The sequence below is a fragment of the Allobosea sp. 05T439 genome, from assembly GCF_056396005.1.
Map to the genome: position 1 here is coordinate 249,710 of NZ_JBFTKP010000007.1, position 22,916 is coordinate 272,625.

Here is a 22,916-nt window from a genome sequence, read left to right on the forward strand (position 1 = left end):
CGCTCTATCTCACGCCAATGACGAATCGATGGACTTGCAGGCGTCGATCAGGCCCTGCACCGAAGCCACCGACTTCGAGAGCATTTCCTGCTCCGCCTTGTTGAGACGGATCTTCACGACCTTCTCGACGCCCTTGGCGCCGATGACCACGGGAACGCCGACGAACATGTCGCGCACGCCGTACTGGCCCTTCAACGCGGCAGCCGCCGGCAGGACGCGCTTCTGGTCCTTGAGGTAGCTCTCGGCCATCGCGATGGCCGAGGCCGCCGGAGCGTAGAAGGCCGAGCCGGTCTTGAGCAGGTTGACGATCTCGCCGCCGCCCTTGCGGGTGCGCTCGACGATGGCGTCCAGACGCTCCTGCGTCGTCCACTTCATCTTGACGAGATCGGGCAGCGGGATGCCGGCGACGCCGGAATAGCGCACCAGCGGCACCATGTCGTCGCCATGGCCGCCGAGCACGAAGGCCGAGACGTCCTTGACCGAGACCTGGAACTCTTCAGCCAGGAAATGGCGGAAACGGGCCGAGTCGAGCACGCCGGCCATGCCGCAGATCATGTTGGGCTTCAGGCCCGAGAACTTCTGCAGGGCCCAGACCATCGCGTCGAGCGGGTTGGTGATGCAGATCACGAAGGCCTTCGGCGCATATTGCTTGATGCCCTCGCCGACCGACTTCATCACCTTGAGGTTGATGCCGATCAGGTCGTCGCGGCTCATGCCGGGCTTGCGCGGCACGCCGGCGGTGACGATGACGACATCGGCGCCCTTGATGTCCTCATAGGACTGGGTGCCCTTGTAGCCGGCGTCGAAGCCGTCGACCGGGGATGACTCGGCAATGTCGAGGCCTTTGCCCTGCGGGATGCCTTCGGCGATGTCGAACAGCACGACGTCGCCGAGTTCCTTGAGCCCGGCGAGATGGGCGAGCGTGCCGCCGATCTGGCCGGCGCCGATGAGGGCGATCTTCTTGCGGGCCATAGCCTAGTCCTTGTGCTTGCGCTGCGAGATGCCGGAGACCCGGCGAAACCGTGGGTTTCTTTGGCCCAAACAGGCCTTTTGCTGCAAGTCGTCTTATGGCGATCACGGTCGGGCTGGAGCGCACGCGCCCTGGAAAACAGCCTTCACCTTTCTCGCCGTCAAATCAATGTCTTGCGCAATGCACGCCTCGCGCGAGGCAGGAATAAGGCGGGCAAATTTCCGATTACAAATTACAAAAAATGTAATTTGTAGCCAGAATTTTCAGACGATGCCCGTCGCCAGCACGCGCAGGATGACCCTGATCAGCGTCGCCAACCGAAGGTCTACCGAAGCCTGCGGCACATCCGCGTCGAGCGCCAGCGCAGCAGGGTGAATGAAGCGATGCGTGGCATCGATGACGAAGGCGATCGCCCTGTCGCGATCGCGCGGTTCGAAGGCGCCCGAGCCGATGCCCTCGTCGATGACCCGCTCGAACAGCGCCCTCACCCGGGTGCGGTTGCGACGGCTGATCGCATGACGCCCGGCGACAGCCTGCGACAACGCGGCGAACAGATGCCGGTCCTCCAGCAGCAGGTCGCGATTGGCCTTGGCCAGAGCCAGGATCAGCCGCTCCAGCTTGTCATGGGCGGGGTCTGGTCCGTCGGCGATGTCGGCGAGGCTGCGCTCCGTCGCCTTGAGCCAGACATCGACCACGGCGTCGACGAGCGCAGCCCGCGACGGGAAATAGCGATAGACATTGGCATGCGTCATGCCGGCTTCTTCGGCGACCGCCACGACGGTGAAGCGCTTCAGCCCGTGCAGGCGCAGATGCTCGCTGGCGACGGTGAGGATGCGGGTTTCGCTCGGCTCGCGCGTCGGCATGCGGCGACGCTTCTCAAGTCTCGACCAGGCCGGTCGTGTCGCCGCTGGCGGCGGAATCGACACGGCCATGCGGCAAGGCCAGGTAATCGCCGGAGCGCATCTCGATCAGCCGCGAGACCGTACGGTCGAACTCGAACGCCTCGCGACCGCTCGTGGCGATGTAGAGTTCGTGCGGCTCGGCCTGCGCCGAAGCGATCAGCTTCACATGGAGCTCATAGAGCGTGTCGATCAGGATGATGAAGCGCTTCGCCTCGTTGCGCTGCGTCTCGTCCATCACCGGAATGTCTTCGATCATCAGCGTATGGAAGCGCTCCGCCAGCTCGAGATAATCCGAGGCGCCATAGGCCTCGGCGCAGAGATCCCTGAAACCGGCGCGCGCGACGCCCCCGGCCGCTTCCGGCACGCGCAGCTCATGCCCCTTGACCGACAGGACGAGCGGCCGCCCATGGGCGACCCCGCTCAGAGTCAGAAAAGCCTTGTCGAGCGCGGCCCTGGCCGTTGCATCGGCAGGCACATGATAGGTCGGTGCGCCGCCAAGCTTCTCCAGCCGGAAGTCGGTGCGGGCATCGAGACGCAGCACATCGACCTTCTCGGTCAGCAATGCGATGAAGGGCAGGAACAGCGCTCGGTTGAGCCCGCCCTCATAGAGACGCGACGGCTCGACATTCGAGGTTGCGACCACCACCACGCCGGCCGCGAAGAGCGCCGTGAACAAGCGCCCCAGAATCATTGCATCGGCGATATCGGTGACGGTGAATTCGTCGAAGCAGAGCAGCGTTGCCTCTTCGGCGAGTTCGGCTGCGACGGGACCGATCGGGTCGGGCTCCTTGACCTCGCCCGCCTTCAGGCGCTGGCGGTAGGCGTGGATGCGCGCATGGACATCGGCCAGGAAGGAATGGAAATGCACGCGCCTGCGGGCCATAACCGGCGCCGAGTCGTAGAACATGTCCATCAGCATGGTCTTGCCGCGGCCAACCGAACCCCAGATGTAGAGGCCCTTGATGCCATTGGCCGACGCCTGCCGCTTGCCGAACAGCCAGCCGAGCGCACTGCTCTTTCTGGCCAGTTGGCGTGAGGCGAGTGTCTCCGACAGCGCCTCGAACCGCTTCACCACGGCGAATTGCGCCGCATCGCGCTCGATGACGCCGGCCTCGACCATGGCGACATAGCGTTCGGAGATGGTGGCGGGCATGGCCTGCGGGCGGGACAGCATCGGCTGCCCGGGTTAAGCCAGGCTCGATGCAACCGCAAGCCTGCTGGCTGATGCACGCTTAGGCATGGGCCGCAGATCGGGGCAGATTGGGCGAAATATCCGCGCTCCCGCCCAAATTTGCCACAGCTTCGCCTCTTGCATTCCCAGATTGGCGGCGCATCTTCCGACCCGAGCTCTAGGGACGAACGCCTCCTGGACGGTAGCGCGACATGGCGCTGTGACAGGAGAAGACAATTGGCTCGTTCGACAAAGGCCGGCGCAATGTCCGGCCAGGGTGAAATTCGCCGGCTCTGGCCTGCGGAACGCACCCTCTTCATCGATCATCTGCTGCGCTTGGACGTGCTTACGCGTCGCGAGCGCTTTGGCACGGCCGTCAACGACGATTTTCTCGTCAATTACGCTGAGACCACCTTCGGCGTCGGCGGGCTGGTCTATGCCTATATCGAGGACGGAAAGGTCCGCGGCGCGGCCGAACTGCGCGGCCTGGAAGACATCGTCACCCAGACGGGCGAAGCCGCGTTCAGCGTCGAGAAGGCCTGGCGCCGGCAAGGCATCGGCGAAGCGCTGTTCACGCGGCTGATCACGGCCTCGCGCAATCGCGGCATTCGCACGCTCTACATGACCTGCCTGCCCGAGAACGCTGCCATGCGCCGGCTGGCGCGCAAGTTCGAGGCCGAGCTGATTGGCGGCTACAACGATGTCGAGGGGACGATCGCCACCGGCGGGCCGACGCCTTTCACCGTCCTCGACGAAGCCTTCGACAATGCCAAGGGCTTTGCCACTCTGGCGCTGTCGCTGCAGCGCCGGTTCTGGCGCCCGGCCTTTTTCGCGAGATCGTCGTCGCGCCCATGAGGCGCGACGAGCAGGCCCGCCTCAGCGGTTGAGCGAGAGGGCGGCGCCGGATTTGGTGACAGCGCCGTTCATGCTGCCGCTGTCCCCGGCACGCAAACGCGCGACTACCGTGCCGCCCGGCTGGTAGAGATAGACCTCGCCGTCGCGATAGTCCCAGGCATTGACCTTCTGCAGGTCACGATTGGCGCAGCCTGCCGCATTGGCGCGGTAGAGATCGAGAGCCGGCGTGCTCGACAGCTGGATCCGGCAGGAACTGCCCGTCGCCTCGCGCGCGGTCCAGCTCCCGATGACGCTGTCACGCGAAGATCCCGCGCTGCGGGCGGGGGCGGCGCCCTGGCCCAGCGTCGCGACCTGGCCGCTGCCGCCTCTGAGTTGCGGAATCTCGGTTGCCCCGGCGACAGGCGGCGCGCTCTGCGGTTGCGGCCGTCCTGCATTGGGATCGAAGAACGGATCCTGCGGCGCCGGCAGGGCTCCCGGCGACGAAGGCGCGGAGGCGGCCGGATATCCGCCCGGCGGCGGCAAGGGCTGCGACGTCACGGGAGCAGAGCTGATCGGCGGAGCCGATTGCAGCTGAGGCTGGCCGTAGCCCGGCCCACCGGAAAAGCCGGGTCCCGGCCCGTTGAAACGCTGCGATCCCGCGCAGGCCGTGAGCGCAAGGAAGGGCAGCAGGCAGGCGGCCTTGAAGAAGCGATGTCGTGTCGCGGTCACGGTCGTCATGCGGTGCCTATTCCCGTCTCGTTGGCTCAGCTGATTCGCAAGCCTAGGCCTGCGCAATGAACGTGGCATGAGCACCTCAATCCCCCAAATACCGGAACTGATCAACTCCGCCACGGGGCATTTGGTTCTTGGGTGCCCGGCGCGGCATAGTCCGGCAGCTTTGGAGAACCAGCATGAAGCCGCTCAACCCGCCCTCGATCCGCCCGCCCTTCGCCCGCTATAGTCATGGAGCCGAACTGCCCGGCGGGCAGCGCCTCGTCTTCTGCTCCGGGCAGCTCGGCATCACGGCCGATGGCGGCATTCCCGAAGATGCACGGGCTCAGGCCGATCTCTGCTTCGCCAACATCGCCAAGATCCTCGGCGAAGCCGGCATGACGCTCGCCGATATCGTGCGGATCAATGCCTATGTCACCGACCGGGCGTATATGAAGCCTTATATGGAATCGCGTGACGCCCATGTCGGCACGCCGCCTCCGGCCTCGACCCTGATGATCGTCTCCGGCTTCACGCTGCCCGAGTTCAAGGTCGAGATCGAGGTCGTGGCCGCAGCAGCCTGATCCGAGCGATCAGGCCTCGGCGCGCCACGGATAGCTCCAGGTCTCCGTCAGCGTCTTGTCGCCGCTCTTCAGGAAGGCACGCATCTCTGCGAGTTGCCCGGGCTCGACGACGATGTCGATGAAGGCGCGGAAACCTTCGGTCTTCGGGTTGGGCACGATAAAGGCGCGGTTGATCCGGCCGTAGGCGATCGAAGGCACGATCTCGACCTTCTCCGGCTGCTTCAGGTGATAGTCGAGATCGCCGCCGGCGAAATCGACGATGAAGCGGCGCGCGCCATCGGTGACGGGCTCGCCCGAGCCGAGCGCCTTCGGCTTCGCCTGGTAGGTGTTGATCACGCGGCCGCCGGGGTGGAGGTCGCTGGAGTCGAGCAGCGCGGTCAGCTTGTAGCCGAAGCGGAACTCGCGGCCGGCCTCCAGCGCGGCCTTGGGCGCCCAGAGCGCGACGATATTGTCGTTGGTCTCGTCGCCGGTCGGCAGTTCGATCAGCTCGACCACGCCCTCGCCCCAGTCGCCCTGAGGCTCGATCCAGTAGGACGGCCTGAGCTCGTAGCTGAGATCGAGATCCTGATAATGCTCGAAGACACGGTCGCGCTGCATCAGTCCGAAGCCGCGCACATTGCTTTCGACGAAGGAGGAAACCGCCTGCTGCCGCGGATTGCGCAAGGGCCGMCAGATCCATTCGCCGGTGCGCGAGTGCACCATCAGGCCGTCGGAATCATGCAGCTCGGTCCGGAAATCGTCATGGAAGCGCCGGTCGTTCTCACCGGTGAAGAACATCGAGGTCAGCGGCGCGAGGCCGAGCTTTTCGATCGTCTTGCGCGGGAACAGCGCGACGCTGATATCGACCACGCTGTCGACATCCGGATAGATATGGAACTGGTAGGCGCCCGATACCGAGGCTGAATCGAGAAGCGCATAGACCGTGACGCGCTCGGCGCCCGCGCTCGGTGCCTCCACCCAGAACTCGCGGAAGACAGGGAACTCCTCGCCTCCGGGCACGCCGGCACCGATGGCCAGGCCGCGCGCCGAAAGCCCGTAACGCTGCTCGCGGCCGAGCACCCGGAAATAGCTGGCGCCGATGAAGGAGATCAGCTCGTCGAAAATGCGCGGATCGTTGAGCGGATAATGCAGGCGGAAGCCGGCAAAGCCGAGATTGACCGGCAGCGGCTTCTCGAACTTGATCCGGCCATAGTCGAACAGGTTCGACGAATAAGGCACCGGTGTCGGTACGCCGTCGCGCACGATGTTCACGGTCACCGGGCGCGTGAACAGGAAGCCGGGATGGAACATCTGCATCCGGAAACCCGAACCGGTCGGCGCCAGCAGCGCCCGCTCGGGGCGGAAGCGGATATCGCGCCAGGCGTCGAAATCGAGACGCGACAACGGTTCCGGCAGAGTCGGACCAGGCTCATAGGGCGCGGCCGCGATCTCGCGAGCCCGGCGCACCACGTCCTCGAAGCCGAAGCGCGGCTGCGGTGGGGTCGGGGCCGGAGCCGGCTGCGTCTCCGGCTGCTGCGCGAGCAGCGCGGCGGGCGCCACGGAAAAGCTCAAGGCGGCGGAAAGGCCGGCCAGGATCTGGCGGCGATTGGATACGGTCATGATTCGAGGAAGCCCCGTCGCGTTTGCGCCCGAAGGCGCATCTCGCCAACGACTTAGGCGATGAAATGGGGCCGGTCTAGGGCGCAGCGGCGGCGCATCTCCGGCACGCACGATGTTGACAGCCGATCGCCCTGTTTTCTACGTTTCGCCCCGGGCCGGATGCAGCCMGCCGCTCGCGCCCTCCCAGGGCATGGTGAATGCATCCCGCTTCCGTCCCGATCCCGATCGATCCGGTGGACGCTTCCAGCAATGCGAGCCCTGGCCGCTTCGTCCACCATCGAGAAGGATTGTGACCATGCGCACCTATCGCGATGCGAAACTGATGGCCAAGGCCCTGCGCGAAGCCGTGGCTCCGCAGACCGCGCTTTCACATGCCCAGGCGCTCGAAATCGTCGCCCGGCAGTTCGGCTATGACGACTGGAACATCCTCGCGGCGAAAATCGGCGAGGCAGAAGCCCGCCCGGCCGCCGGCACCGACCAGACAGGCGTGACCCTGAATATGGGTATCCCGATCCTGCGGATCTTCGACCTGGAGAAAGCCAAGGAGTTCTATCTCGGCTTCCTCGGATTCAGCATGGATTGGGACCACCGCTACGGACCTGAATTCCCGATCTACATGCAGGTTTCACGCTCGGGCCTGCAACTTCACCTCTCCGAGCATCATGGCGACGCCAGCCCAGGGTCGACCGTCTTCGTCTGGATGCAGGGCGTGGACGCCTATCGCGCCGAACTGATCGGCAAGCGCTATCCCTTCTCGAAACCCGGTATCCAGGAAAATGGCCCGGGCGGTCGCACGCTGGAGGTGCCGGACCCATTTGGGAACCGCATCCGCTTTTGCGAGAAGCGGGTCTAGATTGAGGCTCGATCAGCCTCGATACCTGCGGTTGCGCGCCCGTCGACCAGCCCGGCGCGCTTCTGCCTCGCGCGTTCGGCGAAAAAACCGAACCCCGAGGTCAAAAAGAACTTGTAGAGGGGGGCCGCAGTTCGTATATGCGGCTTACCCAATTCGCACGTGCCTGTGGCCGCGTGCTGGTCGGTGGGCATTCGGACAAGAGGCCGGACAGCCGCCAGGGATGGGAAACGGATGGAGGGGGATGGATATCCCCTCAAATCACGCTCCCGGTTCTCGCAAGAGAGCCGCTCCCGAACAGCGACCAGCAGCCGGAGGCGAAACCGGCAAACCCCGAATCTCCACGGGGGACGCAGCTTAAAGCAACGACGGAGCGGGCTTTTTTGGTCTCGTTGGCTTTCCACAGGTCAACACCGAAGAGGCTTGTCCTTCATTGCCGGCCGTGCGGGGGGTCCCCAATCGACGGTGTTTCGGGTCCGGACGTTTCGTCCGCTGTTCTCGGCGTCTCCATCGCGCCGTGACCTGCGAACGACTCACCCGGCGATACGTCGTATCGGCGCCGCTTGCGCCGTAGGGGAGTCGCGCCGATGACCGAGCGCATCCGTGAATTTCTGCGCAACCGCCGTGAAGACGGTCCCTGCGTCGTCATCGATCTCGATGTCGTGCGCGAGAATTATCGTGCCTTCTCCCGGGCCCTTCCCGACACGCGCGTCTTCTACGCCGTGAAGGCGAACCCGGCACCGGAGGTGCTTGCCCTGCTGGCCAAGCTCGGCTCCTGCTTCGATTGTGCCTCGGTCGTCGAGATCGAGCTCGCTCTCGCGGCCGGCGCCACCGCTGACCGCATCTCCTATGGCAACACGATCAAGAAGGAGCGCGACGTCGCGCGCGCCATGGAGCTCGGCGTGCGCTTGTTCGCCGTCGATTGCGTAGCCGAGGTCGACAAGATCGCCCGTTCCGCCGCCCTCACCKCGGTCAAGGACGCGCGCATTTTCTGCCGCATCCTCTGCGACGGCGCCGGCGCCGACTGGCCGCTCTCGCGCAAGTTCGGCTGCGTGCCCGAAATGGCCGCGGACGTGCTTGAGCATGGCCATCGTCTTGGCCTGGGCGCCTATGGCATCTCGTTCCATGTCGGCTCGCAGCAGGCGAATGTGAACGCCTGGGATTCCGCTCTGGCCTCGGCCTCGGCGGTGTTCAAGGAATGCGCCACCCGTGGCATGTCGCTGTCGATGGTCAATCTCGGCGGTGGCTTCCCGGCGCGCTACCTGCGTCCGATCCCGGGCGTTCCGGCCTATGGCGATGCGATCTTCCGGGCGCTGTCGAAGCATTTCGGCAACCAGCTMCCGGAGACGATCATCGAGCCGGGCCGCGGCATGGTCGGCGAAGCCGGCATGATCGAGGCCGAGGTCGTGCTTGTCTCGAAGAAGAGCGAGGACGATCAGGTTCGCTGGGTCTATCTCGACATCGGCAAGTTCAGCGGTCTCGCCGAGACCATGGACGAGGCGATCCGCTATCCGATCCGCACCCCGCGCGACGGTGACGCGACCGTGCCGAGCGTCCTGGCCGGCCCGACCTGCGACTCGGTCGACGTCATGTACGAGAAGACCCCGTACATGCTGCCGTTCAGCCTGGAGATCGGCGATCGGGTGCTGATCGAGGGCACCGGTGCTTATACGACGACCTATTCGGCCGTCGCCTTCAACGGCTTCCCGCCGCTGAAGCAATACGTCATCTGACGTTCTGGCTCCGGCACCTGCCGGAGCCGCCCCCCAAATCATTCTGTTTGGCCGCGTTCGCGCGCGGCGCCGGGAAGGTCTGCGCTCTTGCGCAGGCGCTCCGGCCGGAGGTGCGTCATGATCACGATCCGCGAGGAAACCGCGTTCGACATCCAGGCCCGTGAGGCCCTGCTCGACCGTTGCTTCGGCGAGCGCCGTTTCGCCAAGACCAGCGAACGCCTGCGTGAAGGCCGGATGCCGGCCGCCGGGCTGGCGCTTGTCGCGGAGCGCGACGGCGCAGTCGTGGCAACCGTCAGGCTCTGGAACATCGATGCCGGCGGCCATGATGCGCTGCTGCTCGGGCCGCTCGCCGTCTCCCCGGATCTGCACGGCGAAGGGCTCGGCAAGACGATGATGCGCGAGGCGATCTGGCGCGCCGCCTGCCATGGCCACGGCGCTGTGCTGCTGGTCGGCGATGCGCCCTATTACGCTCGGTTTGGCTTCTCGGCCGAGCCGATGCGCGATCTTGCCATGCCCGGCCCCGTCGAGCGCGAGCGCTTCCTCGGCCTCGAACTGCGCCCCGGCGCGCTCGCGGGCGCCGCCGGCGTCCTGTCCGCAACGGGGCGCCTGATCGAGCCCCTGCCTGCCGCGGCGCTCGCAGCCTGATCGCGAGCGTCACCGCGGCGTCATCCGCACCGGGTTGTCTTCAGCGTCGTCGGGGTCGGAATCGACCCTGGCGGCGCAAAAATGGCGTTCCGGATTGACGAGCGCGGCCGCTCTCCATACGAGCCCGCGAAAGATTTACCCCCGTTCCACCCCAACCAAGGAAACATCATGACTCATTGGCCCGTCCACGGCACCATCACCGGACCGATCGTAATGATCGGGTTCGGCTCCATCGGACGCGGAACACTGCCGTTGATCGAGCGGCATTTCGAATACGACCGCAGCCGCTTCGTCGTCATCGACCCGCATGACACCAACCGTGCCCTCCTCGACGAGCGCGGCATCCGCTTCATCCAGGAAGCGGTGACCCCCGAGAACTACAAGAGCCTGCTGCAGCCGCTTCTCACCGAAGGCGGTGGCCAGGGCTTCTGCGTCAACCTGTCGGTCGACACCGGCTCGCTCGACATCATGCAATTCTGCTCCGAGCTTGGCGCACTCTATATCGACACCGTCAACGAGCCTTGGCTCGGCTTCTATTTCGACCACAGCAAGGGTCCCGAGGCCCGCTCGAACTATGCGCTGCGCGAAGCCACCATGGCTGCCAAGCGCGCGCGTCCGGCCGGCACCACCACGGCAGTCTCCTGCTGCGGCGCCAATCCCGGCATGGTCTCATGGTTCGTCAAGCAGGGCCTGCTCAACGTCGCGGCCGATCTCGGCCTCCAGACCCCCGAACCGAAGAACCGCGCCGAATGGGGCGCCCTGATGCAGCAGGTTGGCGTCAAGGGTATCCATATCGCCGAGCGCGACACCCAGCGGGCCAAGCATCCCAAGCCGCGCGATGTCTTCGTCAACACCTGGTCGGTCGAGGGTTTCGTTTCGGAAGGCCAGCAGCCGGCGGAGCTCGGCTGGGGCACGCATGAGCGCTGGATGCCAGAGAACGGGCGCACGCATGAGGCTGGCTGCCAGTCTGCGATCTATCTGCTCCAGGCCGGGGCCGAGACGCGCGTGCGGAGCTGGTGCCCGACACCCGGCCCGCAATACGGCTTCCTGGTGACGCATAACGAGGCGATCTCGCTCTCCGATTACTTCACCGTACGCGACGAGGCCGGCAACCCCACCTATCGGCCGACCTGCCACTATGCTTATCACCCCGCCAATGACGCCGTGCTTTCGTTGCATGAGATGTTCGGTAGCGCCGGCAAGGTGCAGGAGAAGCAGCACATCCTCGAGGAGAGCGAAATCGTCGATGGCATCGACGAACTCGGCGTACTGCTCTATGGCCACGGCAAGAATGCCTACTGGTTCGGCTCGCAGCTCTCCGTGGAAGAGACCCGCCGGATTGCGCCTTATCAGAACGCCACGGGCCTCCAGGTGACCTCCGCCGTGCTTGCCGGCATGGTCTGGGCCCTGGAGAACCCGAAGGCCGGCATCGTCGAATCCGATGAGCTCGATTTCCGTCGCTGCCTGGAAGTGCAGTTGCCCTATCTCGGCCCGGTGGTCGGGACCTATACCGACTGGACGCCGCTGCAGGGCCGCCCGGGCTTCTTCCCGGAGGATATCGACACCAGCGATCCCTGGCAGTTCCGGAACATTCTGGTCCGCTGACGCCTACCATCCTCGGGACGCCTCGCACCGGCCCGAGGGTCTCCGGACCCCGTTGCACCGCCTGAAGCAAGGCAGCACGCACCAAACAGAAAGGCCCGCCGATCCGGCGGGCCTTTCTCGTCTCTGCCCGGACGGCTCAGAAGCCCGGCGTCGAAAACGTGTTCCGGAACGGGTTCACACCGGCGCCGATGCGCGGCGGCAAGGTGCTATCGCCGTAAAGCTCAGCGACATTCGAATAGACCGGGGGTGAGATGAGCTGCTGAGTGGCGTATCGGTTCAGCGAGCCGACCGGCACGACATTGCCGGGATCGAGATAGCTGCGCTTCTGCACGATCACGCGCAACGGCTTGCGCTGCTGCTGCGCCTCGGCCACCGAAGCGACCGCGGTCAACGCCACGAGCGAAATGCCGAGACCGGCGGCGAGACGCTTGAAGGAATTCATGGCGAGGGTCTCCTGAGGCGATGACCAAGGGGAAGTAAAGCGGCGATTGATAGCGCCAAATCTATCCCGCCGCGGTTAACGCTTTTACTGCCCCATAGCTCTGAGATAACGCTCGGGCAGCCGATTTCAACGGCCGCCCCCTCACCTTTTCGCGGCCGCCTGGTGGCTCGGCACCGTGCCTTCGGCGTCGAGCGATGACGTCTTGCGACCGGCCGCGGATGGGCGCGGCGGTGAGCAGGCGCCGCCGCGGTTACGTTCAGCTGCGGCAAAGAGGCTACGCAGCACTTGATCCTCGCCGGCGCTGAGCAGGGCAAGCCCATCGACCAGGCAGGCCAGTTGCTGACGATCGACCGGGCGCGCCGCCCCACCGCACCACCAGCCGCTCAGTCGCAGCGGCGTGTCGCCGCCCCGGTGGCGGAAGCCGATGCAGGCGCGTTCATTCGCACCATCGCTCAGGGTCACATCCGTAGCTTCGACAGAGCCGAATTTGGTGGTGAGCCCTGTCGGCGCACCGCTGCGCTGCACGGACATGCCGCGCGCAGCGGCCTCGCGCACCAGCGCGATGATGAAGGGCTGCGTCAGATGATCGTCGCCATGGTCAACGACGAGGCGCAGGAGCAGATGCGGCTTTGCCTCGGTGAACGCCCCAAAGCTCAACACATCCTCACGCTTCGCGCCGTCCTGGCTCCGGCTCGCCTCATAGGCCATGGCCTGGCGCTCCAATTCCGGAGAGTCGAGGCCAAACATCGCGATCGGCCGCGCGATCCTGGTCCAGTCTTCATGTTGGGCGCCGAGCAGGCGCGGCTCCTGGCGAACGTCCCGAACGGACCGGATCTCCGCAGCCGGTTGCTCGGCAAGGCTGGCGACCTGCATCTCGCCGCCATCGCCCGAAAGGCCCGTGACGAGCGCAGCCGCCATCCCGATACCGGCAACGGCTGCCAGGCCGCGCCAGGCCAGACCGCCGGTCAGGCCCAGGCCACGATGGCGGACGGCAGCGCGCATCCAGCGGAGGATTGTCCGCATCGCTGCCTCGACATGGTCCATCACGCTGATCAAGGCGCCAATCGGATCGGGACCGCCGAGCTTGCCCTTCACGCTGCCCGCCACAGGCAAGGCACGATGTGCGGCCGCCGAGCCGAGCTCCCGGCAGCTCGAGCCGAGCCGGCGAAAGCCATTGACCAGTAACGCTGCGAACTCACGCGACACGACAAGACCCCGCTCGTTGCCTGCGCCTCCGCGCCAGCAGCCTGTCCTCACCCGCCGGCGACGCTGAGGGCATCCGGGTCAGTATCGGGTTACCGGCGGCCTGCGAACCGCGATTGTCGTGAATCGCTGGTTAGGAGGCAGGGTTAATCCCGTCCTGACGCGCTGGGCTGCCGAGATCAATTGACTTTTTATCGCCGCGGGTGTTCTGGATGAGCATCGCGAGGCGAGCATCCACTCGAGCGCGACCGCGAATGCTTTCAGCCCTATGGGATTTGGCTCTGTGATTGTCGCCCTGACGACGAAACGCACGACCAAAACGACGACCGGCACGCTCCGGACGTCGCGCTGACGCTTCGCCTCGGTTCCGGGCCCTCCCCCCCGGCGGGGGCTACGGCCGAACCCGCCATCCAGACCAGGCGGGTCGGCATCTCCCGGGGGAGACAGAACCGGTTACTTCCAAAAGGAACAGCAGCATGAGCTTCAAGGTCGCGGTTGTCGGCGCCACAGGCAATGTGGGTCGCGAAATATTCGACATCCTTGCCGAGCGGGCTTTCCCGGTGAGCGAGGTCGTGGCGCTTGCCTCCTCGCGCTCGATTGGTACCGAGGTCTCCTTCGGCGACAAGACGCTGAAGGTGAAGGCGCTCGATCACTATGATTTCTCCGATACCGATATCTGCCTGATGTCGGCGGGGGGCGAGGTCTCGAAGCAATGGTCGCCGAAGATCGGCGGCCAGGGCTGCGTCGTCATCGACAATTCCTCGGCCTGGCGCATGCATCCCGACGTGCCCCTGATCGTGCCGGAGGTGAATGCCGCAGCGGCCGCCGGCTTCTCCAAGATGAACATCATCGCTAACCCGAACTGCTCGACCGCGCAGCTCGTCGTGGCGCTGAAGCCGCTGCATGACCGCTTCGGCGTCAAGCGCGTCGTCGTCTCGACCTATCAGTCGGTCTCCGGCGCCGGTAAGGAGGGCATGGACGAGCTCTTCAACCAGACGCGCGCCGTGTTCTCGGCCGGCGACGTCGTCACCAAGAAGTTCCCCAAGCGCATCTCCTTCAACCTCATCCCGCAGATCGACGTCTTCATGGAGGACGGCTTCACCAAGGAAGAGTGGAAGATGATGGCGGAAACCAAGAAGATCCTCGATCCGAAGATCAAGCTGACCGCCACCTGCGTGCGCGTGCCCGTCTTCATCGGCCATTCCGAGAGCGTCAACATCGAATGCGAGAAGCCGATCACCGCCGACGAGGCGCGCGAGGTGCTCCGCACCGCGCCCGGCATCCTCGTCATCGATAAGCACGAGCCCGGCGGCTACATCACCCCGCACGAGGCGGCCGGCGAGGACGCGACCTATGTTTCGCGCATCCGCGAGGACAATACGGTCGAGAACGGTCTCGCCTTCTGGTGCGTCTCGGACAATCTGCGCAAGGGCGCAGCCTTGAACGCCGTGCAGATCGCCGAGGTGCTGGTCAACCGCAAGCTGATCCAGCCGCGCAAGAAGGCGGCCTGATTCCGATAGCTCGGAAAGCTCCACGAAGGCGGGCTCAAGCCCGCCTTTTTCATGAAGGGCCCGGGCGCATGGGCGCTGTTCCGAGTTTGCGCGCCCGCCGCAGGCAAATCCTGCTAGCGTCGTCCCACTCTCCAGTTCCGGCGTCGCCTTGTCCTCTCCCCACCCTTCAAAAGCTCCGGTACCGGCCTTGCCCGCGCATACCGAGGCCGTTCCTCCCGTGCCGCAACGTCGCGATGCTGCGCTGCGCGGCATCGGATTGATGCTGCTTGCCAGCATCTTCCTGTCCAGCTCCGACGTCGCTTCGAAGTATCTCGCGGCGACCATGCCCGCGCTACAGATCACCTGGCTGCGCTATGCCGCCTTTACGGCGATCATGTTGGCGGTGGCACTGCGCGGCGGCGCAGCACGCCTGCGACCGAAGCGTCTGCACATGCAGTTGCTGAGAGGCGTCGCAGTCACCCTCTCCTCCATCATCTTCGTCTCGTCGCTGCGATACCTGCCGATCGCTGATGCGACCGCGACAAGCTTCATTGCGCCGCTCTTCGTCACGGCCTTGTCGATCCCGATGCTTGGGGAGAAGGTTGGCTGGCGGCGCTGGACCGCGACCCTGGTCGGTTTGGCCGGTGTCCTGATCATCGTCCGGCCCGGAGGTGCCAACTTCCACGCCGCGTCGCTTTTGCCAGCGCTTTCAGCCGCGACCTGGGCCTTTGCCCTGATCGTTACCCGCATGATGAGCACGACCGAGGATCCGGTGACGACGCTGACCTGGTCGGCCGTGGTCGGCTTCCTGCTGCTGACCGTACTGCAGCCCCTCGGCTGGCAGCCACTGACGGCTGAGGCGATCGCCATCGGCATCTTCATCGGCGTCGCTTCGACCATCGGGCACTGGTTCGTCATCATCGCCTTCCGCCATGCCGACGCCTCGCTGCTCGCGCCCTTCTCCTATGTGCAGCTGCTCTGGGCTTCGGTCTTCGGCTTCTTCCTGTTCTCGGTCCTGCCGGATCTCTTCACCTTGCTGGGCTCGGTGATCATCGCCGCCTCGGGCCTCTACACCGCCCATCGCGAGCGGATGCGGGCGCGAGCCTTGTAAGCGGACTATCGCTTGCCGTATCGCGCGAGGAACATTGCGACCGCCGAGGCAACCACGCGGGAGATCTCGGCCTCGGACGGTCGCTCGCGCACCGCATTGAACAGGCGCGGGCGCAGCACGGTCGACTGACACAGGTCAACGAATTGCACGGCTGCCAGCGCGGTATCGTCGATCTCCAGCTGTCCCTCCGCGACCTTGCGGTCGAGATAGCCGGCGATGCGCCGTGCGCCCTGCAACGGTCCGTTCTCGTAGAATTCACGGCCGAGATCGGGCATGCGCTCCGCCACGCCAACGACGATGCGCTGGGCGCTGAGCGCAAAATCGCAGACCAGGAGCTGGACGATCCGCTCGCCGAAATGCGTCAGCGCATGACCGAGATCGGGATCATCGTCGAGCGCTTCGAAGATCCCGCGCTTCTGTTCTTCACGCTCGCGTTCGATCAGGGCGACGAAGAGATGTTCCTTGTCCTCGAAATAGACATAGAGCGTGCCCTTCGAGACATTCGCGGCCGCGGCAATGTCGCTCATGCTGGCATTGTCGAACCCGCGCGTCAGGAAGACCTCATGGGCTCCGTCCAGGATCTGGCGACGTTTGTCGGGATCTGCGCCCGCCGCACGCCGCTTCCGGCGCGGCGGCACTCCTGCGATCTTCACAACCTCGTCCATAACCCCATCTCGTCCCGGCATTTTGCGCCGCACAAAAATAATCGAACCGATCAGTTCGATTTCACTTGATATGCGCCATCGCCAGCGCTATTTCAACTGAAATCGAACCGATCGGTTCGAATAGTGATTATCAGGATCGCCCATGTCCGCCGAGACAAAGACTGAGTCGCGTCGGGACCGGCTGAAGCTGGTCGACCCCGCGCTCGAAACCACGCCGCTCCCCGCCCAGGCCCGCAAGGCCGACGAGGCAGCTCCGCGCGAAGCGGAAAGCCCTGCCGCCGCCAAGCCGCGCGGCAAGACGATGCGCCGTGCGGGGATGATGCTGCTGGCGACAGCCGCGCTCGGCACCGGACTCTGGTTCGGCGTCGACTGGTGGCGCAATGGGCGCTTCATCGTTTCGACTGATGACGCCTATGTCGGCGCCGAGATGGCCACGATCTCGGCCAAGCTCGCAGCCAATGTCGCAACTGTCGCCGTCAAGCAGAACCAGCAGGTCAAGGCCGGCGAACCGCTGGTCACCCTCGACGATGGCGACCAGCGCATCGCACTGGAGAGCGCCCGCGCCAAGAGCGCGACGGCAGCCGCGACGCTGCTGCGCATCGACAGCCAGATCGAGGCCGGCCGCGCCAGCCTGCTGCAGGCCCAGGCGCAGCGGGACTCGACCCAGGCCGATATCATCCGCACCGTCGCCGATTTCGACCGCGCCAACAGCCTTGCCGCCAAGTCCTACGGATCGCAGGCGACCCTCGATGCGGCAACGGCAGCGCGTGACCGAGCTCGCGCCGCACTGGCCAGCGCCGAGGCCGGGGTCTCCGCGGCCGAAGCCAATATCAAGGTGCTGGAGGCACAGCGCAACGAAGCCTCCCGCCAGATGGACGAGCTGAAGGTCGCCGAGGACAAGGCCGCCCGCGACCTGTCCTTCACCAGGATCGCAGCGCCGATCGACGGACTGGTCGCCAACACCAATGTCCAGCTTGGCGACCTCGTCAGTGCCGGCAAGCGGCTGATGTCGATCGTCCCGCTCGACCAGGTCTATATCGATGCCAACTTCAAGGAGACGCAGGTTGGCGGCCTGAAGATCGGCGACAAGGCAAGGGTCACGGTCGACGCCCTGCCCGATCAGGTGTTTGACGGCGTCGTCAGCGGCATTTCCGGCGGCACGGGCTCGGTGTTCTCGCTGCTGCCTCCTGACAACGCCACCGGCAATTTCACCAAAATCGTCCAGCGCGTCCCGGTGCGCATCACGCTCAGCCCGCAGGCCATTGCGCGCCATGCGCTGCGCCCGGGCATGTCGGTCGTGGTGAAGATCGACCCGCGCCCTCAGGCCTGAACGGAACGACAAGACCCATTCCGGATGGCGCGTCGCGACGATCCGGAATCCATGCAGCCGTAACGCCCACCGATTGACCCCGGCTTTGCGCGGCCAATGCCGCTTGGCCAGGGCGACGGTGCGGGGCGCCAGGAAGACGAGGCCGTCATGGCCACTGCAACACTGACAGCCGGCGCGCCGGCGGCCTCCGACGCCATCCCGATGCGGCGGATCTTCGCCTTCCTGGCGATGGTCTTCGGCATGTTCATGGCGATCCTCGACATCCAGATCGTCTCCGCCTCACTGGCCGAGATCCAGGCGGGCCTGTCAGCCAGCGCCGACGAGATCGCCTGGGTCCAGACCGCCTATCTGATCGCAGAAGTGATCATGATCCCGCTCTCCGGCTATCTCAGCCGGGCGCTGTCGACCCGCGTCTTCTTCTCGATCGCCGCAGCCGGGTTCACGGTCTCGAGCGTGCTGTGCGCGATGTCGTCCTCGATCAACGAGATGATCCTGTGGCGCGCGGTCCAGGGCTTCATCGGCGGCGGCATGATTCCCGGCGTCTTCGCGGCCGCCTTCACCATCTTCCCGGCCTCGAAGCGGCCGATCGTCTCGCCGCTGATCGGGCTTGTCGCGACGCTCGCGCCGACCATCGGCCCGACGGTCGGCGGCTATCTCAGCCATGCCTTCTCCTGGCATTGGCTCTTCCTGGTCAACGTCATCCCCGGCATCGGCGTCACCATCGCAGCCTGGACGCTGATCGATTTCGACAAGCCGCAGCCCGGCCTGCTCAAGCGTTTCGACTGGCTCGGCCTCGCCAGCATGGCCGCCTTCCTCGGCAGCCTCGAATATGTGCTGGAGGAAGGCACGCGGCTCGACTGGTTCCAGAGCCACGAGATCGTGTTCTTCACCGCGTTGATGCTGGTGGGCGCGGTCCTGTTCTTCTGGCGGGCGCTGACGCGCGAGGATCCGCTCGTCGATCTCTACGCCTTCACCAACCGCAACTTCGCCTTCGGCTCGCTCTTCAGCTTCACGATGGGCATTGGCCTCTACGGGCTGACCTATCTCTACCCCGTCTTTCTCGGCCGCATCCGCGGCTATGACGCGCTGATGATCGGCGAGACGATGTTCGTCACCGGCCTGTGCATGTTCCTGACGGCGCCCGTCGCCGGCAAGCTGTCGCAGAAGCTCGATCCACGCGTGATGATGATGATCGGTTTCGCCGGCTTCGCCGCCGGCACCTATCTCGCGTCCTTCATCACCAAGGACTGGGACTTCCACGAACTGCTGCTGCCCCAGATCCTGCGCGGCGTCTCGCTGATGCTGTGCATGGTGCCGATCAACAATCTGGCGCTCGGCACCTTGCCTCCGGCGCAGCTCAAGAACGCATCGGGCCTCTACAACCTGACGCGCAATCTTGGCGGCGCGGTGGGCCTCGCCGTKATCAACACGCTGCTGAACACCCGGACCGACCTGCACATCACCCGGCTGCATGAAGCTGTCGCTGTCGGCAGCCAGGTCGCCGAAGAGAGGCTGGCCCAGATGATGCAGCTTTTCGCCAGCTATGGCGCCAATGCCGAGGCGATGGCGCTCGCCAAAATCAGTCAACTCGCCCATCGCGAGGCCTTGGTCATGGCCTTCGGCGATGTCTTTCTCGGCCTGACCTGGATCTTTGCAGGGCTGGTCGTGCTGGCCGTGTTCATGCGCAAGCCGCCCAAAGCGCCCCCCGCCGAGGCCGGGCACTAGCCGCGCCGGGACCTGATGCACCGTGTCGCAGCCGGCTCCGGATTGACATTCGCGCGGAGTCCCGCCAAATATAGCAATGATATCAGTAGTTTAGATATTTTCTAAACTACGAGGCCGGCATGCCGGCGATGTGGAAGGCGTACCGATGAGCGTTTTGCCCGTGAAGGATCCCAGCCAGGCCCGTGCTGCCGCGGAACAGATTCCGTGGCCGCAGAAGAGCCCTGCTTCCTGCCCGATCAGCGCGGTGAAAACGCGGCTACGCAATGCTGGCCTGCGTCCGACCAGGCAGCGCATGGCGCTGGGCTGGCTGCTCTTCGCCAAGGGCGACCGGCACGTCAGCGCCGAAATGCTCTATGAGGAGGCGCTGCGCGCCCGCGAACCGCTGTCCCTCGCGACCGTCTACAACACGCTGCGGCAGTTCTCGGAAGCTGGCCTGCTCCGCCAGGTTTCGGTGTCCGGCCCCAAGACTTTCTTCGACACCAATGTGTCGGAGCATCACCATTTCTATAACGAGGACGACGAAACCGTCGTCGACATCCCTGGCTCGGAAATCCAGGTCTCCGGCCTGCCCGTCGCCCCGGAAGGCATGATGATCTCGTCCGTGGAGGTCATTGTCCGCCTGCGCAACGCCGATGGCGCCGAAGTCGAGACCCGGGTCGCCGCCGGAGCTGGGCACCACGCGTGATCGTCTGCTCCTGCAACGTCCTGTCCTGTCGGCAGATCAAGGGAACCATTGCCCCCGATGGCACTGGACCGGTGACGGCTGGCGAGGCCTATGACTGTCTGGGCTGCAGCCCGGACTGCGGACGTTGCGCCCGGGCCGTCAGAGCCATTCTTGCTGAGGCCCGCGCCGCCTGCGCCAGCCAATGCCATTCCTGCGCCAGTCGCGACGTTGAATGCGCGGTGCATGTCTCCGTCACCCAGATGATGGACGGGCTGGCGATCGAGAAAGACACGATCGCGGCCTGAGGCTTCTCGGCCGCGGGCCACGTCGATATTTCCCGGTCCTGGCGCGACTTCTCCCTTTCATTCTCCGAATTGCCGCTCTACATTAGGATCATTCTAATGTGATGCGAGCCCGAGGAGAGCTGCGATGAAGGGTGACAAGAAGGTCATCGAATACCTCAACAAGGGGCTCCGCTCCGAGCTGACCGCGATCAATCAGTACTGGCTGCACTACCGGATGCTCGACAATTGGGGGCTGAAGGAGATGGCCAAGACCTGGAAGAAGGAATCGATCGAGGAAATGGTCCATGCCGACCGTTTCGTCGACCGCATCCTTTTCCTCGAGGGCTTCCCCAATCTGCAGACGCTTGACGCACTGCGCATCGGCGAGAACGTCAAGGAAGTGATCGAGTGCGATCTCAAGGCCGAGGTCGAGGCGCGCGGACTCTATCAGGAAGCGGCCAAGTATTGCCGCGAGGTCGGCGACTACCCGTCCGAGGACCTGTTCAAGGCGTTGATGAAGGATGAGGAAGGTCATATCGACTTCCTCGAGACCCAGCTCGACCTCATCGAGCGCGTCGGCATCGAACTCTACACCCAGAAACATATCGGCGGACTCGAAGCGGATCATTGATCCCCGAAGCATTCCGACGCCGGTCGCAAGCCGGACCTGCCCCGCAGGTCCGGCTTTTTCGTGCGGAAGCAGTGGCCCGAAGTCGGAACAGGACCACCGCCTTGACGGCGCGATTGAAAGCGACCTAATTCATAGGCTGATACCGACGTAGTTTGTAATGATTATCGTTCAATACTGAAGCTCTACGGAAGATCAGCGCCGAACCTTGTCTGCCTCCTGCAGATTATCGATTTGGATCGCTGCGATGAGTTCCGTTCCGCCATCTGATCTTGCTGGCAAGACAGCACCCCACTCCGGACAATCGGACGTCCCGGTCGTCGACGTCCGCCAATTGGTCGGCACCGGACGCGAGGTCATCCTGATGCATCTTGGCGAGGCCTATCGCCTGCGCGTCACCGCCCGCGACCGGTTGATCCTGACCAAATAGCGCCCCGCTCGCCAAGCCACGCGCTCTGTGCCAGAGAGCCTGCTTCCGTCCCGGACTCCTCTCCGCTGTCCTCGGGCGCGATTCCGAGGGCCGGCTCGTTCGCAAGTCCGGAATCATGGCGATCGTTCTGGCGGGCGGCGAAATCCGCTCAGGCGATGCCATCGGCCTGACCTTGCCTGACCTCCCGCATCGCGCGCTCGAACGGGTCTAGTCGAGCGCTCGCAACCAAGACTCGCTCGGCCCTGAGCGATCATTGCGCCAATCGAAGAGCGCCGTGTGCGTCGCTCGCCAATGTTCGGGCGTGCGCGCTGCCAAGAGGCCAGAGCCGTCTTGTCCAGCGCGATAGGGCGAACCATCCCAGCGCGCGACGCGGCCGCCAGCCTCGCTCAGGAACAACGTTCCGGGCAGATGATCCCATGGCAGCGTTCGCCAGAAGACGGCGAAATCGCGCTCGCCAGTGGCAATGGCAGGATATTCGGCCCCCGCGCAAAGCAGCGGCGGCACGATCAAGGGCACTCGATCCAAGCGCGCCTCGATGACCTCAAGCACGTCAGGCGGCAGGAAACGAGTGGAGATCGAGCCCCGCCGCAGCCCATCCGGCTTCCCATCAGCGACCACGGGCACTCCATTGATCTGGGCGCCGCTGCCCAGTTCGGCGACATGAAGCTGATCCGACAACGGATCGAGCATCCAGGCTGCGACGACCTCGCCTTCGCGAAGCAGTGCAAGCATGATCGAAAATGGTCCTCGGCCGGAAATGAAATTTCCGGTGCCGTCCAGCGGATCGATCAACCAGACGGTGCCCCGATCGAGAGTGTCAGCCAATGCAGGCGTCTTGGCGCAGGCTTCCTCGCCCACGACCCTGGCGGACGGATCGAGCAGCAGCAATTGCTCGCCGATCAACCGTTCGGCATGCTGATCGGCAACGGTGACGAGTTCTCCCGGGGACTTTTCCTCCACATCACGCGCGGTCAGATTGCGAAAGCGCGGCAAAATCGCCTCTGCAGCTGCCTGTCGCAGAACCGTCGATACTTTATCGATCAGACTCATCGTGATTTCGGCTCCCCTATCTCGGGCTTGCCTTCTGGATCCCGCCAATTTGCCAAGGACCGCCTACCACCACCCAAACCGGCGCCGCGTTTCAAAGGAAGCGCCCCGAACTCGCGCCCGAACCGCGAGCACCGATCGCGAAACAAAAAGATCGGGTTGTTGGGGCTCCGGCCGCCCGTTGATACGGGATGACGGAGAGCGGTCTTCCGGTCAGGCTCCATCGATCCAACCGGTCAGGAGGCCTGCCATGGAGCTGTTCGTCGGTCTTGATGTGTCTGTTCGCACCACCA

The 22,916-nt window shown here is 64.8% G+C and carries 23 protein-coding genes; 14 read left to right on the plus strand and 9 right to left on the minus strand.

Features of this window, described 5'->3' with window-relative positions:
• Nucleotides 1–9 precede the first annotated feature (9 nt).
• From mdh to zapE, 3 genes are all read right to left on the minus strand, one after another.
• Nucleotides 10–972, minus strand: a complete 963-nt coding sequence (gene mdh / locus AC1DIO_RS10990) for a malate dehydrogenase (protein WP_043241858.1) — start codon at nt 970–972, stop codon at nt 10–12.
• A 261-nt stretch (nt 973–1,233) separates the two neighbouring features.
• Nucleotides 1,234–1,833: a TetR/AcrR family transcriptional regulator gene (locus AC1DIO_RS10995; protein ID WP_441492435.1), complete on the minus strand. Its 600-nt coding sequence runs from the start codon at nt 1,831–1,833 to the stop codon at nt 1,234–1,236.
• Between the two features lie 13 nt (nt 1,834–1,846).
• On the minus strand, nt 1,847–3,046 hold the full coding sequence (gene zapE / locus AC1DIO_RS11000; RefSeq protein WP_476853399.1) for a cell division protein ZapE: 1,200 nt from the start codon (nt 3,044–3,046) through the stop codon (nt 1,847–1,849).
• Between the two features lie 234 nt (nt 3,047–3,280).
• On the opposite strand from zapE, the gene AC1DIO_RS11005 reads away from it, so the two are divergent.
• Nucleotides 3,281–3,898 carry a GNAT family N-acetyltransferase gene (locus AC1DIO_RS11005; protein ID WP_441492433.1) on the plus strand — a complete coding sequence of 206 codons (618 nt, stop codon included), beginning with the start codon at nt 3,281–3,283 and terminating at the stop codon, nt 3,896–3,898.
• A 21-nt stretch (nt 3,899–3,919) separates the two neighbouring features.
• Here AC1DIO_RS11005 and AC1DIO_RS11010 read toward each other — a convergent pair whose 3' ends face one another.
• The gene (locus AC1DIO_RS11010) at nt 3,920–4,615 is read right to left on the minus strand and encodes an AprI/Inh family metalloprotease inhibitor (RefSeq protein ID WP_441505796.1); all 696 of its coding nucleotides are present in this window, start codon (nt 4,613–4,615) and stop codon (nt 3,920–3,922) included.
• A 173-nt stretch (nt 4,616–4,788) separates the two neighbouring features.
• Between AC1DIO_RS11010 and AC1DIO_RS11015 the strand changes: the two genes are divergently transcribed.
• A complete protein-coding gene (locus tag AC1DIO_RS11015) occupies nt 4,789–5,172 on the plus strand; it encodes a RidA family protein (RefSeq protein WP_441505797.1) in 384 nt (127 codons plus the stop codon).
• 9 nt (nt 5,173–5,181) lie between these two features.
• Here AC1DIO_RS11015 and AC1DIO_RS11020 read toward each other — a convergent pair whose 3' ends face one another.
• Nucleotides 5,182–6,771: an OpgD/OpgG family glucan biosynthesis protein gene (locus tag AC1DIO_RS11020; protein WP_476853400.1), complete on the minus strand. Its 1,590-nt coding sequence runs from the start codon at nt 6,769–6,771 to the stop codon at nt 5,182–5,184.
• Between the two features lie 295 nt (nt 6,772–7,066).
• On the opposite strand from AC1DIO_RS11020, the gene AC1DIO_RS11025 reads away from it, so the two are divergent.
• The 4 genes from AC1DIO_RS11025 (at nt 7,067) to AC1DIO_RS11040 (ending at nt 11,604) form a co-directional block, all read left to right on the plus strand.
• Nucleotides 7,067–7,624 carry a glyoxalase superfamily protein gene (locus AC1DIO_RS11025; protein ID WP_441505799.1) on the plus strand — a complete coding sequence of 186 codons (558 nt, stop codon included), beginning with the start codon at nt 7,067–7,069 and terminating at the stop codon, nt 7,622–7,624.
• Nucleotides 7,625–8,208: 584 nt separating this feature from the next.
• Nucleotides 8,209–9,354, plus strand: a complete 1,146-nt coding sequence (locus AC1DIO_RS11030) for a type III PLP-dependent enzyme (protein ID WP_476853401.1) — start codon at nt 8,209–8,211, stop codon at nt 9,352–9,354.
• Between the two features lie 117 nt (nt 9,355–9,471).
• Nucleotides 9,472–9,999: a GNAT family N-acetyltransferase gene (locus tag AC1DIO_RS11035; RefSeq protein WP_441492428.1), complete on the plus strand. Its 528-nt coding sequence runs from the start codon at nt 9,472–9,474 to the stop codon at nt 9,997–9,999.
• A 168-nt stretch (nt 10,000–10,167) separates the two neighbouring features.
• Entirely contained in the window at nt 10,168–11,604 is a 1,437-nt protein-coding gene (locus AC1DIO_RS11040; protein WP_476826759.1) for a homospermidine synthase, read from the plus strand.
• Nucleotides 11,605–11,740: 136 nt separating this feature from the next.
• Here AC1DIO_RS11040 and AC1DIO_RS11045 read toward each other — a convergent pair whose 3' ends face one another.
• Both AC1DIO_RS11045 and AC1DIO_RS11050 read right to left on the minus strand, forming a co-directional pair.
• Complete coding sequence (locus AC1DIO_RS11045; protein ID WP_441492426.1) at nt 11,741–12,046, minus strand: hypothetical protein; 306 nt, start codon at nt 12,044–12,046, stop codon at nt 11,741–11,743.
• A 141-nt stretch (nt 12,047–12,187) separates the two neighbouring features.
• Nucleotides 12,188–13,252 (minus strand): hypothetical protein, encoded by a 1,065-nt coding sequence (locus AC1DIO_RS11050; RefSeq protein WP_441505801.1) that lies wholly within the window; start codon nt 13,250–13,252, stop codon nt 12,188–12,190.
• A gap of 473 nt (nt 13,253–13,725) precedes the next feature.
• On the opposite strand from AC1DIO_RS11050, the gene AC1DIO_RS11055 reads away from it, so the two are divergent.
• On the plus strand, nt 13,726–14,760 hold the full coding sequence (locus tag AC1DIO_RS11055; protein ID WP_441492424.1) for an aspartate-semialdehyde dehydrogenase: 1,035 nt from the start codon (nt 13,726–13,728) through the stop codon (nt 14,758–14,760).
• Between the two features lie 187 nt (nt 14,761–14,947).
• Complete coding sequence (locus AC1DIO_RS11060; RefSeq protein WP_441505802.1) at nt 14,948–15,850, plus strand: DMT family transporter; 903 nt, start codon at nt 14,948–14,950, stop codon at nt 15,848–15,850.
• Between the two features lie 5 nt (nt 15,851–15,855).
• Here AC1DIO_RS11060 and AC1DIO_RS11065 read toward each other — a convergent pair whose 3' ends face one another.
• A complete protein-coding gene (locus AC1DIO_RS11065) occupies nt 15,856–16,515 on the minus strand; it encodes a TetR/AcrR family transcriptional regulator (protein WP_441505803.1) in 660 nt (219 codons plus the stop codon).
• Between the two features lie 142 nt (nt 16,516–16,657).
• Here AC1DIO_RS11065 and AC1DIO_RS11070 point away from each other — a divergent pair, with 142 nt between their 5' ends.
• The 6 genes from AC1DIO_RS11070 to hemP all read left to right on the plus strand — a co-directional run bounded on the left by AC1DIO_RS11070 (nt 16,658) and on the right by hemP (nt 21,576).
• Nucleotides 16,658–17,845 carry an HlyD family secretion protein gene (locus tag AC1DIO_RS11070; protein ID WP_441505804.1) on the plus strand — a complete coding sequence of 396 codons (1,188 nt, stop codon included), beginning with the start codon at nt 16,658–16,660 and terminating at the stop codon, nt 17,843–17,845.
• Nucleotides 17,846–17,992: 147 nt separating this feature from the next.
• Complete coding sequence (locus AC1DIO_RS11075; protein ID WP_441505805.1) at nt 17,993–19,570, plus strand: DHA2 family efflux MFS transporter permease subunit; 1,578 nt, start codon at nt 17,993–17,995, stop codon at nt 19,568–19,570.
• Between the two features lie 145 nt (nt 19,571–19,715).
• On the plus strand, nt 19,716–20,255 hold the full coding sequence (irrA, locus tag AC1DIO_RS11080) for an iron response transcriptional regulator IrrA (RefSeq protein WP_441492420.1): 540 nt from the start codon (nt 19,716–19,718) through the stop codon (nt 20,253–20,255).
• Entirely contained in the window at nt 20,252–20,539 is a 288-nt protein-coding gene (locus tag AC1DIO_RS11085) for a (2Fe-2S)-binding protein (protein ID WP_441505806.1), read from the plus strand. The genes irrA and AC1DIO_RS11085 overlap by 4 nt, the downstream gene beginning before the upstream one ends.
• A 124-nt stretch (nt 20,540–20,663) precedes the next feature.
• The gene (gene bfr / locus AC1DIO_RS11090; protein WP_113517171.1) at nt 20,664–21,149 is read left to right on the plus strand and encodes a bacterioferritin; all 486 of its coding nucleotides are present in this window, start codon (nt 20,664–20,666) and stop codon (nt 21,147–21,149) included.
• 244 nt (nt 21,150–21,393) lie between these two features.
• Complete coding sequence (hemP, locus tag AC1DIO_RS11095; RefSeq protein WP_441505807.1) at nt 21,394–21,576, plus strand: hemin uptake protein HemP; 183 nt, start codon at nt 21,394–21,396, stop codon at nt 21,574–21,576.
• A gap of 207 nt (nt 21,577–21,783) precedes the next feature.
• Here hemP and AC1DIO_RS11100 read toward each other — a convergent pair whose 3' ends face one another.
• Nucleotides 21,784–22,674, minus strand: coding sequence for an inositol monophosphatase family protein (locus tag AC1DIO_RS11100; RefSeq protein WP_476833318.1), 891 nt, complete (start codon nt 22,672–22,674; stop codon nt 21,784–21,786).
• Nucleotides 22,675–22,916 lie beyond the last annotated feature (242 nt).